At 73.4% G+C, this 17,030-nt stretch carries 14 protein-coding genes; 4 read left to right on the top strand and 10 right to left on the bottom strand.

From position 1 onward, the window contains the following. Positions 1-105 precede the first annotated feature (105 nt). Positions 106-1,128, top strand: a complete 1,023-nt coding sequence (locus ACFOWE_RS06930; RefSeq protein ID WP_377286176.1) for a lysylphosphatidylglycerol synthase domain-containing protein — start codon at positions 106-108, stop codon at positions 1,126-1,128. Here ACFOWE_RS06930 and ACFOWE_RS06925 read toward each other — a convergent pair. The 10 genes from ACFOWE_RS06925 to ACFOWE_RS06880 all read right to left on the bottom strand — a co-directional run bounded on the left by ACFOWE_RS06925 (position 1,047) and on the right by ACFOWE_RS06880 (position 11,648). Beyond that, a complete protein-coding gene (locus ACFOWE_RS06925) occupies positions 1,047-2,156 on the bottom strand; it encodes a glycosyltransferase family 4 protein (protein ID WP_377286175.1) in 1,110 nt (369 codons plus the stop codon). The two genes, ACFOWE_RS06930 and ACFOWE_RS06925, sit on opposite strands and share 82 nt — an antisense overlap. A 2-nt stretch (positions 2,157-2,158) precedes the next feature. Continuing rightward, positions 2,159-3,052: a glycosyltransferase family 2 protein gene (locus ACFOWE_RS06920; RefSeq protein ID WP_377286173.1), complete on the bottom strand. Its 894-nt coding sequence runs from the start codon at positions 3,050-3,052 to the stop codon at positions 2,159-2,161. A 182-nt stretch (positions 3,053-3,234) separates the two neighbouring features. Beyond that, a complete protein-coding gene (locus ACFOWE_RS06915; protein ID WP_377286172.1) occupies positions 3,235-4,116 on the bottom strand; it encodes a permease-like cell division protein FtsX in 882 nt (293 codons plus the stop codon). A 368-nt stretch (positions 4,117-4,484) separates the two neighbouring features. Next, complete coding sequence (locus ACFOWE_RS06910; protein ID WP_377286170.1) at positions 4,485-4,919, bottom strand: type II toxin-antitoxin system VapC family toxin; 435 nt, start codon at positions 4,917-4,919, stop codon at positions 4,485-4,487. Then, positions 4,916-5,161, bottom strand: coding sequence for a type II toxin-antitoxin system Phd/YefM family antitoxin (locus ACFOWE_RS06905; protein WP_377286169.1), 246 nt, complete (start codon positions 5,159-5,161; stop codon positions 4,916-4,918). The genes ACFOWE_RS06910 and ACFOWE_RS06905 overlap by 4 nt, the downstream gene beginning before the upstream one ends. A 78-nt stretch (positions 5,162-5,239) precedes the next feature. Continuing rightward, positions 5,240-6,184: a hypothetical protein gene (locus ACFOWE_RS06900; protein WP_377286168.1), complete on the bottom strand. Its 945-nt coding sequence runs from the start codon at positions 6,182-6,184 to the stop codon at positions 5,240-5,242. Positions 6,185-6,274: 90 nt separating this feature from the next. Next, a complete protein-coding gene (locus ACFOWE_RS06895) occupies positions 6,275-7,318 on the bottom strand; it encodes a hypothetical protein (RefSeq protein ID WP_377286167.1) in 1,044 nt (347 codons plus the stop codon). 108 nt (positions 7,319-7,426) lie between these two features. After that, positions 7,427-8,377, bottom strand: a complete 951-nt coding sequence (locus tag ACFOWE_RS06890) for a permease-like cell division protein FtsX (protein ID WP_377286166.1) — start codon at positions 8,375-8,377, stop codon at positions 7,427-7,429. Positions 8,378-8,430: 53 nt separating this feature from the next. Then, positions 8,431-9,309, bottom strand: coding sequence for a permease-like cell division protein FtsX (locus ACFOWE_RS06885; RefSeq protein ID WP_377286165.1), 879 nt, complete (start codon positions 9,307-9,309; stop codon positions 8,431-8,433). Between the two features lie 44 nt (positions 9,310-9,353). Beyond that, positions 9,354-11,648 (bottom strand): hypothetical protein, encoded by a 2,295-nt coding sequence (locus ACFOWE_RS06880; RefSeq protein ID WP_377286164.1) that lies wholly within the window; start codon positions 11,646-11,648, stop codon positions 9,354-9,356. A gap of 104 nt (positions 11,649-11,752) precedes the next feature. Here ACFOWE_RS06880 and ACFOWE_RS06875 point away from each other — a divergent pair, with 104 nt between their 5' ends. The 3 genes from ACFOWE_RS06875 (at position 11,753) to ACFOWE_RS06865 (ending at position 16,989) form a co-directional block, all read left to right on the top strand. Continuing rightward, positions 11,753-13,342 carry a hypothetical protein gene (locus ACFOWE_RS06875; protein WP_377286163.1) on the top strand — a complete coding sequence of 530 codons (1,590 nt, stop codon included), beginning with the start codon at positions 11,753-11,755 and terminating at the stop codon, positions 13,340-13,342. Between the two features lie 108 nt (positions 13,343-13,450). Next, a complete protein-coding gene (locus ACFOWE_RS06870) occupies positions 13,451-15,040 on the top strand; it encodes an LCP family protein (protein WP_377286161.1) in 1,590 nt (529 codons plus the stop codon). Positions 15,041-15,354: 314 nt separating this feature from the next. After that, complete coding sequence (locus ACFOWE_RS06865; protein WP_377286160.1) at positions 15,355-16,989, top strand: acyltransferase family protein; 1,635 nt, start codon at positions 15,355-15,357, stop codon at positions 16,987-16,989. The last annotated feature ends 41 nt before the right edge of the window (positions 16,990-17,030 follow it).

The following is a 17,030-nucleotide window of genomic DNA, read 5'->3' as shown; positions in this document are numbered from 1 at the left end:
CCGGGTCTCCTCCCGGACGCGGCCGCCTGGACGCGCGCGGTGCCCCAGGCTACCGGCGCGGCGCGACCCTACCGCCGGGTAACCCCCACGTCGTACTCTGTGCCAATGCTCAGCCGTCTGCTCAACCGCCTGCGGGCGAGCCGCCTGCTCCGGGTCCTGCTGGCCCTGCTCGCCCTGGCCTTCGTCGGCTACGGCCTGGCCAGGAACTGGGAGGGGACCGTCTCCGCGCTCGCCGAGCTGTCGTGGTGGTCGGTCGCCGGGGCGGTCGCCGCGGTGATGGCCGGGGCCGGCTGCATGATGGTCGCCTGGCAGCGGGTGATCGCCGGGCTCGGCTCGCCGCTGCCGCTCCGGGTGGCCGCCCGGGTGCTCTACGTCGGCCAGCTCGGCAAGTACGTCCCCGGCTCGGTCTGGGCCTACGCCGCGATGATGGAGCTGGGCCGCGACCACGGCTGCCCGCCCCGGCGCACCTTCAGCGGCACCTCCATCGCCCTGGTGATCTCCCTCGGCTGCGCGGTCGGCCTGGCCGCCGCCACCCTGCCGTTCACCGCGGGCGACGTCGCCGGGCGCATGTGGTACCTCGCCCTGATCATCCCGGTGATCATCGTCTGCCTGCACCCGAAGGTGCTCGCCTGGGGCCTGAACCTCGTGCTCCGCCTCGCCCGCCGGGACGTCGTCGACCAGGTCCTGCCCGGCCGCGCCCTGGTCTCCTGCGTCGCCTGGACGCTGGCCGGCTGGCTGCTGTACGGCCTGCACACCTGGCTGGTCATGGGCGACCTGACGGGCGACTTCTCGCTCTACCTGGCCGGCGCCGGGGCCTACGCCTTCGCCTGGGCCACCGGCCTGCTCGCCGCGTTCGTCCCGGCGGGCGTGGGCGTGCGCGAGGGCGCGATGGTGCTGGTGCTCACCGCGCCGCTCGCCGCGGCCGGCGGGCTCGGCGCCGAGGCCGCCACCGGCGCCGCCCTCGTCGTCGCCGTCGTCTCCCGCCTGGCCTTCACCGCGTGCGACGTGGCCTGGGCCGGGATCGGCTGGCTGATCGGCCGCGGGGTTCAGCCCCCGGCGGCGGGCACCGCCGGCCCCTCGGCGGAGGACGCCCCCGAGACCAGCGCCTCGACGTACGCCGCCCAGTAGGGCCCGGGGTCGACGGGCCTCACCCCGGCGCGCAGCCGCTCCGGCTCGCCCGGCGCGTAGAACCGGGTGAGGACCTCGCGGAGCGACTCCACCGAGCCCGGCTCGGCCAGCAGCCCGTCCACCCCGTCGGTGACGTGGTCGCCGAGCGTGCCCACCCGGGTGGCGATCACCGGCACGCCCTGCTCGTGGCCGAGCCAGACCTGCTGGCTGGCCGTGCCGCTGCGGTACGGCAGGACCAGCGCGTCCACGTCCTCGAACAGGCCGGGCACGTCCTCGGCGGCCACGTAGCCCGGGCGCAGCTCCACCCGGTCGCCCAGTCCCAGCTCGGCGACGAGCGCCTCCGTCTCGGCCTGCCCGCCCCAGAACTCGCCCGCCACCCGGAGCGCGACGCCCTCGGGCAGCGCGCGGACCAGCACGTCCAGCCCCTTGTACGGCCGGACCAGCCCGAAGAAGAGCAGCCGCCGGTGCAGGCGCCCCGGCTCGGCCCTGCGCTCCGCCTTCACCGGCAGGTGCGGCGCCATCTGCGCCACCGTCACCGGGACGGGCGCCAGGCCGCGCGCCAGCTCCGCCTGCGCCTGCGAGTGCGCCAGCACCCCGTCCACCCGGCGCAGCAGCGCCCGCATCAGCGGCACGTCGTACGGCTTGCGCTCGTGCGGCAGCACGTTGTGGCAGAGCGCCACCACCTTCGTCCGGCGGCGCAGGCCGTACAGGATGCCCAGGTAGGGCGGGACCTGGACCGGGCTGAGCACGGCCAGGACCACCAGGTCGGCCGAGCGCAGCCGCCGCCCGCAGGCGAGCCAGCCGTCCGGGCGGCGCCAGTCGAGGAGCCGCCGGACGTTCCCGAACGGCTCGCCGTCGGGGCTGTCGGTGGTCTGCTGCCCCGGGTAGAGGAACGACGGATACTGCGCCCTCCACGACTCGATCACCACGTCGTGCCCGGCGGCCGAAAGGCGGTGGGCCAGCTCGGTGGTGTGCGCGGCCCCGCCGCCCTTGTAGGGGTAGGTCGGCCCGACGATCGCGATGCGCACGCCTACTCGCTCCGGGAGCGCACGATCAGGTCCGCCAGCAGCGCCAGCGAACCGATCAGCAGTCCGGTCACGAAGATGATGATGGTGTTGTTGGCCAGGTAGAACGGGGTCTTGACGTTGTCGTAGACCCCCTTCACGATGCCGATGCCGACCAGCCAGATCGCCGGCGGCATGAGCACCTTGAGCGGGTTGAAGTACATCACCATCCGCAGCACCTGCAGGATGTAGCGGTAGGCGTCGGAGACGAAGCCGAACTTCGACTTGCCCGCCCGCTTGCTGTACTCGATCGGCAGATAGTAGACGTCGTGCTGGTTCGACAGGAACGACAGCGTGATCGTCGTGACGCAGGAGAACCCGGGCGGGAGCAGCCGCAGGTACGGCCTGGCCACCGACTTGCGGAAGGCCCGCAGCCCGGAGTTGAGGTCGGGGATCTTCTGCCCGGCCAGCAGCTCGGCGACCTTGCGGATGAACCACTTGGCCGGGACCCGCAGGAACTTGTGCGAGCCCTCCTCGGTGGTGCGCGCGCCCACGACCTGGTCGACGGTGTTGTCCTTCTCCAAGATGGAGACCAGCTCGGGGATGCGCTCGTTCGGGTAGGTCATGTCCGCGTCGGTCCACACGACGATCTCGCCGCGCGCCTCCTGGGTGCCGATCCGGCGTACCGTGCCCGACCCGCCGTTGCGGTGGAAGGCCCGGATCCGCATGTTCGGGAACCGCGGCGCGGCCTCCTGGAGCCGGGCCAGGGTCTCGTCGGTGGAGCAGTCGTCCACGGCCACCAGCTCGTAGGTGTAGCCGCTGCCGTCCATGGCCCGGCAGATGCGCTCGACCTCGTCGATGACGTGGTCCTGCTCGTTGTAGCAGGGCAGGACGATCGTGACGTACGGCGTTGCGTCCACAGCTGGTCCACTCTCGGGGGTCTCGGGCGTGCTCACGACCGGCGAGGATACTCCCTGCCGCCGGAGCCCGGACGCACATCACCCTTCTCGCGGACGGCGGCGCCCCGGCGGCCGGTCTTCCGGGAGGCCTCCCGGACCGGGGAAGGACGCGCCTCCAGCACCGGTTCCGGGCGATCCGGTGGTCAGCCGGCGTCGACGACGTCCACCCCGTCGACACCCGGCATGCCCTCGACCGCCTCGATCACCGCCCGCGCGTCCCGGCGGTCCGCGAGCTTGACGTAGTAGGACTCCTGGAATATCCCGATGGGGAACTTCGTGTCATTCGCCCAGAAGTACTCGAACACCCGCTTGGCGTGCGCGGTGTCCTCGGCGTAGATCCGCCGGGCCTCACGCAGGGCGCTCAACCTGGTCTCGATCGCGTCCTTCTCCGCCTCGGTGACGGGACCCCGTCCGGCGCAGGGGCCCTCCTCGGCCTTCCGCCCGCACAGGGAGACGCGGACGTCCGCCTTCCCGGTCCAGAAACGACCGCCCCAGCTCTGGATGTTGGAGACGCCGGGCATCTTCCTGATCGCGGACGTGAACGGCGCGACGTCGGCCCGCCGGTGGAGCCTGCCCCGGAACGACTCAGGCATGTCATCGGCGCTCATCGCCGAGAGCAGGGTCCTGTTGTCCTTGTTCTCCGCTTTGAACTTCTTCCACGCCTCCAGGCGGGACTCGAATCTCACCTTCCCGACCTGCGGCATCGCCTTCAGCCTCGTCCTGAGCGCGCGCCGCTGCTCCGCCGTGATCGCCCGCTCGCGGCACCTGTCGAACGCGTCACCGTTCCTGCACAGGAAGACGGTGAACTCCGCGCCCTTGGGCCACGGCCCGGCCGGCGGAGGAAGAATCTTCCGGCCGTCGGTCCGGGAACCGTCCGGCAGGGCCGCCTGAGCGGACGCGGAGGACCGGTCCTCGGCCCCGGCCGTACCGGCGGGCGTCACGACGGTGGCGGCGACGGCCGCCGCGGCGAGCAGGGTCCGGAACGTGCGGGCCCGGCGTGCGGAGGGCGGATTTCCGATCTTCACCCGCCGACTATGCCGATCCTCCCTCCACCGGGGCAAGTCCTATTCCCCCGACCGGACGGGGAGCACCCCGAGGACGCCGGGCAGGGGCTTCAGCGCCGCGGCGGCCGCCGGGAGGTCGGCCGGGCCGGAGAAGTCGACGTAAAAGGTCTGGTACGCCCCAGGCCTCCTGCCCCGCAGAGGCGGAGCAGATCAGGTACCGGTCGTGGTCGAGACCGAGATCCGCAGGCCCCGCAACGCACCGACGAGCGCGGCAAGGTGGCGGGGCAGGGCGGAAGCGTCCGGTTCTCCACCCGACGCGTCCTGGTGGACGTCATCGGTCACCGTCACGCTTCCTGCCAGGCCATTTCCACCAGTGGAAATGGTCTTCCTCACACCCGAGAGGCCCGGTCAGCCGGGAGAAGAGTGAACGCTTCCGCCTTGTTGAGCGGCTTGATCGCCCGGAAGTGCCGCTCGTCCAAGGTGAAGATCGTCGACGTGTCATAACGTGCTGCGAGAACGACGTTCATACAGTCGGTCGCTCCCAGTTTCAAATCCGCGTACCTGGCGTTGACAGTGATCACGTCCTCCAGATCCTGCTCATCGCCGGAGATCAGGGTGTAGGCACCCCTGGCGACGTCCGAGAGGAAGCGGTTCGCCGCCACGACACCGAACCTCCTGGTCAACATGTAGTCGACCTCGGCGACCACCATGTGCGTGATCAGCATCGGGCGTTCGAGACCGGCGAGCACGTCGACACAGGCTTGATGCTCAGGAGCGGTGGCATCGGCAACGGCCAGGATCGCTCCCGTGTCCGCGATGATCACTCGCCGAAGCCCTCGAGTTCTTCGTCGGCACGAGAGGCCCACGTGGGATCTCCACTCGCCACGTATCCCACAGAGGGCATGACCATCCTCGGCTGCCGGAGCGGGACGACCTTGGCGATGGGCTCACCCCGCTCGGTGATCGTCAGCGTCTCTCCTCCCTTGACCCGGGCCAGGATCTGGCTGGTCTTGTGGGTGAGATCTCGCACTCCGACCACGTGATCTTCGAACACCGGTTCACTCATGTGGCAACTCTACCCTTCCATGTGGCCACATAGGCGGGAATCCAACTCATCGCAGACCCCGCGTAGCGGGACAGGGTGTTAACCGTCCGACCGGACGGGGAGCACCCCGAGGACGCCGGGCAGGGGGGTCAGCGCCCTGGCGACGGCGGCGACCTCCTCGATCCCGGGCGGGCGGGCGAGTTTCACGTAGAGGCTCTCGTAGGCATGGTCCGGCCGGAGCGGCCTGCCGCTGGTCAGGTCCTTCTTCCCGTAGTGCCGGGCCAGCCTCATGAAGTGGTCGCGGTCCTGCAGGTAGATCGCCTCGGCGCCGGGCAGCTCCCAGAGCCGGGCCACGATCGCGTCCTTCTCCTCCTCGGTCGCGGCTCCCACGACTCCCCTGGGCCGGTTCTCCGTGCACTCCCGCCGCAGCCGCTCGGCCTGCCCGCACAGGGCGACCTCCAGGTCGGCCTTCCCCGCCCAGAAGTCCGGGATCAGCCGGGTCACGCTGTCGACCTCCGGCATCGCCTCCACCTTCGCGGCCACCGCGGCGAAGTCGCCGCCGCGGCGCAGCGTGCCCTGGAGGGAGGGATCGAAGACCGTGCCGGCCGCCGGTTCCCACCCGTCCGTGACGGTGTGCCGGGCCGACAGCTCCCGGCGCACCTCCTCCGGGCTCCGCAGGACGACCCCCGCCAGCTCGGGCATGGCCCGCAGGCGCTCCGCCACCGCCCGGTAGTCGGCCTCCGTGGCCCTCGGCCTGCCCGGGCAGCGGCCTCCGCCCGGGCCGTAGCCCTGGCACAGCATGACCGCGAACTCCAGCTGCTCCGGGAACGCCGCCTCGGGCGGGGGCAGCGGCTCGCGGGAGCGCTCGTACAGGTAACGGCCCCCGAGCCCGGCAGCCCCCAGCACCGCCAGCACCACCGCGCAGGCGGTCAGCACCCGGGCACGCGCCTCCAGCCACTCCCGCAGCGCCCGCAGCCGGGCCTCGGACCACGGCTCCCGGTCCGGGTCCCCGCCGCCGAAGGAAAGCTCGTCATGACCCGACATTCAGCAGACCCCGCCTGACTCCCACCGCCCATGACCGTCCACAGATCATCCCGTCATGCCCGGTGACCGTCCACCGGCGGGAGCCTCGGTTCAGGCGCCCACGCCGGACCGGACGACCGCACCGCCACGGACGATCTCCCGGAGCGCCCTTTCCAGCCGGACGCGGCCGTCCGGCCCTCCGGCGATCGGCCACTCCTCGGGATTGCCCTCGGAGCGGACGGGGGCCACCGACCGGACGCCGGGCAGGGACCTCAGCGCCGCGGCGGCCGCCGGCAGGTCGGCCGGGCCGGAGAAATCGACGTAGAAGGTCTCGTACGCCCTGTCCACCCGGAACAGCGGGTCGCTCGCGGGCAGGTCGGCGTTGTAGTGGCGGAGCAGCCGGACCTGGTGCTCCCGGCCCTCCAGGTAGACCGTCTCCGCTCCGGTCAGCTCCCAGATCCGGTCGAGGATCGCCGCCTTCTCCGCCGCGCCCGCCGAGCCCGTGACCCCGGCGGGCCGGTTCTTCGGGCACGCGTACCGCGACCAGCCGTCCGTGCCGCACAGGTGGACGGCGAAGTCCGCCTTGTCCGCCCAGAAGTCGGTCGGCACCCGGAGCACCCGGTTGACGCCGCGCAGCTCCCGCACCCGGGCGGCCACCGCCTCGAAGTCCCCGCTCCGGCGCAGCACCGCCTCGACCCTGGCGTGGGGGAAGGCGTACTCCGCCTTCCCCGGCTCACCCGCGTCGGTGTGGTAGGCGAGCACTCTGCGGCGGTCCTCCTCCTTGCTCACGTAGACGACCTCGGCCAGCTCGGGCATCACCCGCAGGCGCTCCGCCAGCGCCCGGCCCTCGGCCTCCGTCGTCTCGTGCCGGTCCTCGCAGGCCCACGCCTCCGCGCCCAGGCCGCACAGGTGGACCGCGATCCGCAGCTGCGCGGGGAGCGGTCCGCCGGGCGGGGGCAGCGGCTCGCGGGAGCGCTCGTACAGGTACCGGCCCCCGAACCCGGCCGACCCCAGCACCACCAGCGCCACCGCGCAGGCGGTCAGCACCCGGGCACGCGCCCCCGCCCACTCCTGCAGCGCCCGCAGCCGGGCCTCGGACCACGGCTCCCGGTCCGGGTCCCCGCCGCCGAAAGAAAGCTCCTCATGACCCGACACCCAACAAACTATGCCGAACCGTCCCGCGGGACCGCCAGGCTCTCCTCCCGTCGAGCCGGCCCCGTCCCGCACGGGCCTCCCTGCGGGACTTCCCCGCACGGCGGGCCGCTACCGATCCGACCGGACGCGGCCGACCCAGCCGACGCCCGGCAGGGACTTCAGCGCCCGGGCGGCGGCGGGGAAGGCGGCGGGGTCGGAGAGCTTCACGTAGAAGGTCTCCATCACCGGTTCGATCCGGAACGTCCTGTCCCCGGACGGCGACTCCGGGTAGTAGTGGCGCAGCAGCCGAGCATGGTGCTCCCGGCTCTGCAGGTAGACCTCCTCGGCCTCCGGCAGTTCCCAGATCCGGTCGAGGATCGCCTCCTTCTCCTCCGGGGTGGTGGAGCGCCCGGACCCGCCGGACCGGTTCCCCGCGCAGATGTACCGGAACACCTCCTCCGTCCCGCACATGACGACGGCTAGGTCGGCCGTGCCCGCCCAGAAGTCCGAGGGATCGCGGTCCACCAGGTGCACCTCGGGCATCTCCCTCAGCCGCCGGGCCACCTCGGGGAAGTCGCCGCTCCGGTGGAGCCTGGCGTCGATGGCGTGCTGGAAGCCCACGTGGTCCAGCGGTTCCTCACCCAGGTCCGCGTAGTGGGCCAGTGTCTCGCGGCGGTCCTCCTCCGCGCTCACGTAGCGGGCCTCCGCCACCTCGGGCATTGCCCGCATACGCTCCACGACCGCCCGGATCTCACCCTCCGTCGCCTCCTTCCGGCCCGGGCAGTGCCACGGCTGCCGCTCCGGGCCGCACGGGCGGACCGTGAACCGCAGCTGCGCGGGCACCGCGATGTCAGGCGGAGGCAGCGGCTCGCGGGAGCGCTCGTACAGGTACCGGCCCCCGGCCCCGGCCGCCCCGAGCACCGCCAGCGCCACCGCGCAGGCGGTCAGCGCCCGGACACGCGCCCCCGCCCACTCCCGGCACGCCGCCGACCGCTCCCGCAGCGCCCGCAACCGCGGCTCGAACCACGGCTCCCGGTCCGGGTCCCCGCCGCCGAAGGAAAGCTCCTCATGACCAGACATCCAGGAAACTATGCCGAATCTCCTCCGGCACGGCCACAAGATCGAGATGGTCCTCAGGGGCCCGGGACGGAGGAGAAGGGCCCCAGCGCGTCCCGGGCCACCTCGTCCACGCTCTGGACCCCCGGAAGTCCCCTGACCGCCGCCACGACCGCACGTTCCGACGCCGGGTCCGCGAGCTCGACCCGGTACGACTCCACCGGCGTGGCGGACTCGCCGTCCGGACCCCAGATGTGGGACATCACCCTGCGCGCGTGGGCGGCGTCCTCGAAGTAGACCTCCTCGACCCCGCCCGCGGAACGCAGCGCGGCCACCACCGCGTCCTTCTCCTCCTCCGTCGCGGGTCCCCGGCCGTCGCACAGGACGTCCCGCTCCCCGCACAGGCTGACGGTCAGGTGCGCCCTGCCCCACCAGAAGTCGCGGCCGTAGGCGACCGCGCCGGAGACCCCCGGCAGCTTCTCCACCTCGGCGGGGAACCCGGCGATGTCGGTGTGGCGGCGCAGCTCCCCCTTGAACGACTCCGGAAGGTCCTCAGGGGAGATCGATTCCCGGCGCGGGTCGTCCGGCTCCAGGCTGTCCGCGAAGGCCGCGAACGCCTCCTCCCTGCTCTCGAAGGCGAGCTCCGTCACCTGGGGCAACTCCCGCAGCCGCGCCTCCAGCGCCCTCCTCTCCTCCCGCGTGGCCGCCCGGCCACCGCACTCCTCCCGGTCGAGGCCGCTCCCCTCGCACAGGTACACGCGGAACATCCCGCCCTCGGGCCAGGGAACCACCGGGGGCTGCGACGGCCGCAGGGCCTCGGCACGGGCGAACCAGGCCCCGGCTCCGGCCACTCCGAGCAGCACGGCGGCGACGGCCGCGGCCGTGACGACGGCCCGGCGGACGCCTCGCCCGGACCCGCGTGCCGGAGGTGCGGACGACGACTCTTCGGTCTCCATCCGCCCGACTATGTCGATCTTCGCGATGCCCGGCAAGGCCGCGCTCAGGACGACCGCGCCGGTTCTCCCCCCGGAACCGCCATCCAGACGTCCACCGCGAGCGACCACGTGCCGTCCGGGGCCGAGGTGAGGGAGCGCTCGTCCTGGCGGGTGCGCAACCTCATCACCTGGACGGGCGTGCCGTACGGCGCGAGCTGGCCGGCCTCGGCGGCGAGCAGGACGGGCCTGCGGCCGGCCGCCCGGACCCGGTCCACCAGCCGGGTCACGTCGGAGCGGGCCGCCAGGTCCGTGCCGGGCGCGACCGCGACCCCGGCCGCCGGGACCCCGCACACCCCCCGGACGAGCTGGGTGAACCGGTCCGCGGTGACCCGCTCCACGATCAGCACCGAGGCGTCCGCCGGCAGGGCCGCGCACATCCCCTCGACCGCCGCGCGCTCCCCCCTGCCGACCGGGGTGAAGGCGGTCCCGATGGAGGTGACCGTCCCCGGCGCCGCCAGCAGCAGGACTCCGGCGACGGCGGCGGCCCGGCGCGCGGCCGGGCCGTACCCCCGCTCCCGGGCCCGGCGCAGCACCCACCGCAGCCCCCAGACGGCGAGCAGGACCAGGCCGGGCAGGACGACGGGGACCAGCCGCCGGGCGGCCCACGGGTGGTCGGGGGTGATGGCCGGGCGGTAGAGCGTGGTGACCGTGGTCCAGCCGACCACCGCCAGCGGGAGCAGCCACTCGGGCGCCCTCCCCCGCACCAGCCGGTGGGCCAGTACGGCGGCGGCCAGCGTGGCGAGCAGCACGGCCGGGGCCCCGAGGTACCAGGCGACCCAGTGCAGCGCGTCCTCGTAGTAGAGCCGGGTCCCGTCGGCGGGCAGCCCGTTGGCCGCCTGCGTCCTGGCGATGAACTCCGCGGTCTCCCGGTCCTCGGGGGTGGCGGGCACGCGGGTCACGGTCTGCAGCCAGGGCCGCAGCGCGAACGCCGCCATGGCGGCCGCGACCAGCCCCGCCGCGGCCTCCGGCAGCCACCGGACGCCCGCGGCCCGACGGAGCGGGCCCGCCAGCCGGGGCCCGAGCGCGGCGGCGGCCAGCGTGAGCAGCAGGACGGCGGCGCAGACGGCCAGCAGCGGCCGCCAGGAGCCCGACAGGTACTCCAGGTACGGCTCGGCGAGCAGGAACGCGGCGGCGAAGCCCAGCCCCGTCCCGGCCAGCAGCCCGCCGAGCAGCGGCGCCCCCAGCCGCCCGTCCAGCCGTCCCCCGGCCGCACCCGCCTCCCGGCGGGCCTCGGATCCGCCCGCTCCCTCGGCTCCGGGACCGTCCGGGGAGCCGTGTTCCCCGGTCCCGCCGGATCCCCCTGCCGCGCCCGCCCGGCGCAGGGCGATCAGCGCGCCCGCGTAGGCCAGCACGGGCAGCACGTCCCGCAGGCCGTCGATCCTGACCAGCACGGCCAGCCCGAGCACCAGGCCGCCCAGGAACGCCCCGGTCCCCGCCGCCCGGTCGCTCCCGTCCGGGACCGCCCGGCCGATCCCGGACGGATCCGTGCGCCCGCTCCCGGGCGGGGCCGTACGGAGCCGGGAGTGCGCGTCCAGCAGCAGGGAGAGCCCGCCGAAGAGCAGGATCAGCGAGAGGATCTCGCTGAAGGTGGTCCGCGAGGTGTAGAGCACCGGCACGCACACGGCGAGCACCGGTGCGGCGAGCACCGCCCAGCGGGCCCCGGCCAGCCGGGCGACGGTCCCGGCGAAGACGAGCACGGCCACCGCCCCGAGCACCGCCGGGGTCAGCAGCAGCCCGGGCAGGCCGCCCAGCCAGTGGCCGAGCGCGTAGACCAGCGGCGGGCCCGGCATGAACTGCGGCACGACCGCGCCGCCGTGGTCGAAGAAGCCGACGCTGCCGGAGCGGAGCGCCGGGTCCGGCCCGCCGAAGGCCGCCTCGCCGTACGGGATCGGCAGCGAGCCGTGCTCCGCCAGCCAGACCGCGTACTGGGCGTAGGTGGCCGGGTCCCGCCGGACGATCAGCTGCTCGCCGTGGAGCAGCGCGTTGAACAGCCCCGAGCCCACCGCGGCGGCGAGCACCCCGGCCACCTGCCACGCCGTCGCCCCCGCGATCGCGGGCGCCGCCCCGGCCGGGCGGCGCAGGCCGTACCGGCAGAGCAGCGCGGCGGCGGCCAGCCCGAGCGGCACCGCGGCGAGCGGCCGGAACCAGCCGAGCAGGAGCAGCGGGAGCCCGGCGAGCAGCCAGCCGGCCAGCGCCAGCGCGGGCGCCGTCGAGGCCACGGCGAGCACCCGGCCCGCCGAGGGCCTGCGCGTCCGGCCCGCCGAGAGCGGACGCGTCCGTCCCGGCCGGGTGCTCCTCATGGTCCTCCTGAAACGATCTCCCGAAGTGCGGGGGCGTCCCGCCGGTACGGCCCCGTCCCGCCGGAGCCGATAGCGTACGCGCAACACGCGAAGGGGGGCGGCGGGTGGTCGGACGGGCACGGGCGCGCGGCCTCCTCCGGGAGCACCGGTGGTTCGCGGCGCTGCTGGGTGTCGGGGCCGTGCTGCGGGCGGTCACGATGCTGGGCTACCGGCCGGCGATCTGGTTCCCCGACTCCTACACCTACGTCGTCACCGCGCTGAAGCCCCGCCCTGACCTGGTCCGCCCGGCGGGATACCCGATGTTCCTGCGGCTGCTGGAGCCGTTGCACAGCTTCGGCGCGGTGGCCCTCGCCCAGCACCTGCTGGGGCTCGCGGCAGGCGCGCTGGTCTACCTCACCGCCCGGCGGCTGCGCGTGCCCGCCCCCGCGGCGGCGCTCGCCTCCGCCCCCGTGCTGCTGGACGCCTACCAGATCGAGCTGGAGCACCTGCTGGTCTCCGACACCCTGTTCACCCTGCTCGTCGTCGCGGCGGTCTGCCTCGCCCTGGCGGAGCGGGTCACCCGGCGTACGGCGTGCGGGATCGGCCTGCTGATCGCGGCGGCGACGCTCACCAGGACCGTCGGCCTGCCGCTGGTCGCCCTCTTCGCGGGGTGGCTGCTGTACCGGGCGCGGGGCCGCACGGCGGCGGCCGGGGTGATGCTGGCGGCGGCCGTACTGCCGATCCTGGCCTACGGGGCGTGGTTCCACGCGACCTACCAGCGGGTCGGCATCGTCGGCGCCAACGGCGTCTTCCTCTACTCCCGGACGATGGCCTTCGCCGACTGCGCGAAGATGGACCCCCCGGCGGACCTGGCGGTGCTCTGCGACCCCCGGCCTCCCGCTCGGCGGCCGCCCTCGCAGGAGTACATCTGGAGCCCCGACGCCCCGCTGGTGAAGCTGCCCGGCATCACCTTCAGCCGGGAGAACGACGAGCTGGCCGGGCGGTTCGCCTCGCTGGCCCTGCGCAGCCAGCCGCTCGACTACCTGGCCTCGTTCGCGAAGGAGCTGTCGCGCTCCTTCACCTGGGACCGCCCGGTCTACCCGGACGCGGAGGTCTACGGCTACTACGAGTTCCCGGACCGGACGCCCCCGCCGCCGGGCCGCTACCCGGCCACGGTGGGCGCGCAGTTCGCCGAGCGCTACGAGGAGGGGCCGATCGGCACGCGGATCGCCGAGCCGTACGCCGGATGGATGCGGTCCTACCAGGACGTGGCCCGGCTGCCGGGCGCGGTGCTGCTGGTGATCCTGCTGGCCCCGCCGGCGCTGGCGGCCCTGCGGCGGCTGCGGCTGCGGCGGCTGCGGGCGCACGGTGCACGGCCGGGCACCGGTCCGGAGCGGGATGCGGCGGCCGGTCCGGAACAGGTCCCCGCGGCCGGTCCGGAGCGGGGTCCGGACGTGACCGGGCGCCGTGCCGGGCGGGGTTCCGGGACCGCGCTGTGGCCGCTGCCGTGGGCGGTGGCGGTGCTGCTGCTCGTGATGCCGGCGGCCGTGGCCGAGTTCGACCACCGGTACGTCCTGCCTGCCGTGCCGCTCGCCTGTCTGGCCCTCGTCCTCGCAGGCAGCGGGGCTTTTTATCAAACGTTCCCTGAAATGTCCGAATTTGAGTATGCTGAGCCGCCAGATCATCACGGTGACCAGCAGGAGGGACGGGCATGACCAAGTTCAGCCCATGGCAACCCCTCATCCTGACCGGGTGACCTAATCTTTGGGCGCGATGAGCGAGCCTAGGCAGCACAGCGCGTTGCCGCCGACCAGGGAGGGTGCATGAGCGACCATCGGCATGTCGCCGTGAAGGAGCGGACCGTGCCGTCCGTCCGGGGCTCCCGCACCGCGCGGCGTGCGGGCGGCGGCGCTCCCCCCGCGCAGGAGACCCTGCCGAGCGGCAGGCCGCCCCGGGGCAAGGACCGCACCGCCCGGCGCATCGGCGCGGGCGGCTGGGCGAGCATCGGCCTGACGGGCCTGCTGGTGCTGGGCACCCTGGGCGGCTACAAGGTCTACCGGGACACCCTCGGCGAGATCAAGACGCTCAAGATCGACGACAAGCTCGGCGACGACCGCCCGCGGCAGACCGGCGCGCTCAACGTGCTGCTCGTCGGCTCCGACACCCGTGAGGGCGACAACCTCAGATACGGCCAGAAGATGGCCGACGCGGGCAAGCGCACCGACACGATCATCCTCATGCACATCTCGCCCAACCGCGACAAGGCGACGCTCGTCAGCTTCCCCCGCGACTCCATGGTCGACATGCCGACCTGCAAGGGCGAGAAGGGCAACATAGTCCCCGCCCGGCGCGAGATGATCAACGCCGCCTACAACGAGGGCGGCATCACCTGCACCATCGCCACGCTCGAGAAACTCACCGACATCTACATCGACCACTTCGTCGAGGTCGACTTCACCGGCTTCAAGAACATCGTCGACGCCCTCGGCGGCATCCGGATCTGCCTCAAGCAGCCGGTGGACAGCAAGAAGGCCAAGCTGCAGCTCGCCGCCGGCTGGCACAACCTCAACGGCGAGAAGGCCCTGGGCTACGTGCGGCTGCGCGACTACGGCGACAACAGCGACATCCAGCGCATCAAGCGCCAGCAGGTCTTCCTCACCCAGGTCGTGAAGAAGGCCACCAGCGGCGAGCTGCTCACCAACCCCGTCAAGCTCCAGTCCTTCATCTCCGAGGCCGCCAAGTCCGTCCGCATGGACGACAAGCTGGCCAACGACCAGCAGGCCCTGATCGACATCGCGATGAGCGCCAAGGAGCTGACCGCCAACGGCGTCAAGTTCATCACCGTCCCGTGGGGTCCCGACCCCACCGACACGAACCGGGTCGTCTGGAAGCAGCCGCAGGCGAGCGAGCTCTTCGAGTCGATCAAGAACGACACCGAGGTGACCCCGACCGCCAGCCCCACCGCCTCCGCCAAGCCCGCCGTCAAGCACGAGCAGGTCCGGGTCCAGGTCCTCAACGGCACCGACAAGCCCGGCCTGGCGGCCGACGTGGCCGGCAAGCTCGCCGCCCAGGGCTTCGTGGTGACCCAGGTGGGCAACGCCCGCCCCGCCACCGGCAACGTGCCGACCACCTCGGTCCGCTACGCCAAGAAGGACACCGCCGACGGCCCCGCCTACGCCGACGCGCTGGCCGCCCGGCTGTCCGGCGAGAAGCTGCCCGGCACCCTGGGCAAGGTCAAGCCGGTCAGCTCCGAGAAGTACACCCCGCCCACCGGCCCGATGACCGAGCCGCCCGCCGGCCCGGTCATCCAGCTGGTCATCGGCGACGACTGGAAGGGTGTCCGGGTCCCCACCAAGATCCCCGACTCCCTCAAGGACCAGGTCGTCGACGTCAAGACCAACCCCTGCCAGTGACGCGCCGGCCGGGCGGCCCTCCCCGCCCGGCCCGCTCACCCGGCCCATCCCCCCGCCACGGATCCCCGGTCCCGTGCACCGGCCCCCGTGGTCCCGCCCCCGCCCGTACGGCTCCGCGGAGGATCACGATTTCCCGCCAACCCCCGGCGAAGACCACTCCTCATGCGACAGACGGCACCCGGTCGGTCTATGGTTGGCAGGTCGGCGAGGCGAACCCGCCGGGGCCCCGCCCCCGGCCGACCGGCCGCACCTCCGGGGCGTCTCCGCCGGTGTTCCGCACCCCAGTCTCCGACAGATAGCTGAGCGTTTCCCTCGTGAGCGACACCCGATCCCCCTTCTCGGCCCCGGCCCCCAGGAACGGCGGCGCCCCCGGCGGCGCCCCTGGCGGACCCGCGGACGGGCGGGGCGGGACACCCGCCCCGTGGCCGATGCCCGAGCAGGTCCAGCCGTCCCCGGCGCCTCAGCCCTCCTGGCCTGAGCTCCCGGACGGCCCGCCCGCCACCGGCTGGGGGAGCCGCCGCAGGCCCGTGGAGGAGACTCCCGGCGAGGCCACCGCCTGGGGCCACCCGCCGTACCGGGAGGGCGCGCAGCCGCCGGCCGTCGCCGCGTCCGCCGCCCCCCAGGCCCCGGCCGGAGTGCCCGGGCAGGACTCCTGGGACTGGGAGCACGAGTCCGTGGAGCCGGCGGGGCGGGCAGGATGGGGCGGCGACGCCGTGCGGACTCCGGAGCGCGCGCCCGCCTGGGCGCCCCAGCCGTCGCGGCCCGCCCCCGCCCCGGTTCCCGGTGGTGAGCGGCCCTTCTCCGCCTGGGACGCCTTCCCCGGCGGCGGGCAGGGCGCGCCGCGCCCCGGCGCGGAGGCCGGGCAGGAGGAGGAGCCGGCCGCTCCCCCGGCCAGGAAGAAGCGCGAGCCGTACCTCGACAACGTCAAGTTCGTCCTGATCGCGCTGGTCGTCGCCGGGCACTCGCTGGTCCCGACCCTGGACGCGGACTCGGCCAAGGCCGCGTACATGTTCATCTACACGTTCCACATGCCGGCGTTCGTGCTGATCAGCGGCTACCTCGGCCGGAACTTCTGGAACTCCAACGCGAAGATCAACAAGCTCGTCGACACCATGCTGGTGCCGTACGTGGTCGTGGAGATCGGCTACGCGGTCCTCCGCTTCTCCCTGGGCCAGAAGTGGACGCTGACGATCACCGACCCGGCCTGGCTCAACTGGTATCTGCTGGCCCTGGTCCTGTGGCGCATCTCCACACCGATCTGGCACCGGATGCGCCAGCCGATCCTGGTCGCCTTCGTCATCTGCCTGGCCGCGGGCTTCTCGGAGATCTCCGGCGACTTCAGCCTCGACCGGTTCTTCGGGCTGCTCCCGTTCTACGTGATCGGCATGATGCTCAAGCCCGAGCACTTCGACCTGCTCAAGCCGCTCTGGGTCAAGATCGTCGCCGGGGTGACGGTCGCCGCCGGAGCCGCGGTCGCGATCCTCGTCGCCCCGCACGTCAACCTCAAGCCCGTCTACTTCCGCTACAGCTACAAGAAGATGGACATGGACTGGTGGCTGGGGCTCGGCGTGCGCGGCGCCATGCTGCTGGCCGCGCTGGCCCTGACCTTCGCGCTGCTGGCGCTGGTGCCCCGGCGCGAGACGTGGTTCTCCGACCTCGGCACCCGCACGCTCTACGCCTACCTGCTCCACGGCGTCGTGGTGCTCGTCGCCAAGGACCAGGGCTGGCTCGACGTCTCCTGGCTGCACGGCCCGCTGGGCGTGCTGGCGATCTCCTCCAGCTCCGTCGCCCTGGCGATCATCCTGTGCCTGCCGGAGACCCGCACGCTCTTCAAGTGGCTGCTGGAGCCGCGCCTGGTCTGGCTCTACCGGCGGCCCGCGGAGTCCAGGGACGGCGCGGAGCCCGCCCAGGCTCCTTCCAGGGAGAGTTCAGCGGCCGTTCCCCGGTAGTTAACGCCGCCCACCCGGTGACGACGGAAGCGGCGCCCAGC

Source organism: Planomonospora corallina, assembly GCF_042650625.1.
Classification (GTDB): domain Bacteria; phylum Actinomycetota; class Actinomycetes; order Streptosporangiales; family Streptosporangiaceae; genus Planomonospora_B; species Planomonospora_B corallina.
The sequence above is the reverse complement of the archived record's forward strand: the minus strand, read 5'-3'. Positions and strand labels throughout refer to the sequence as shown.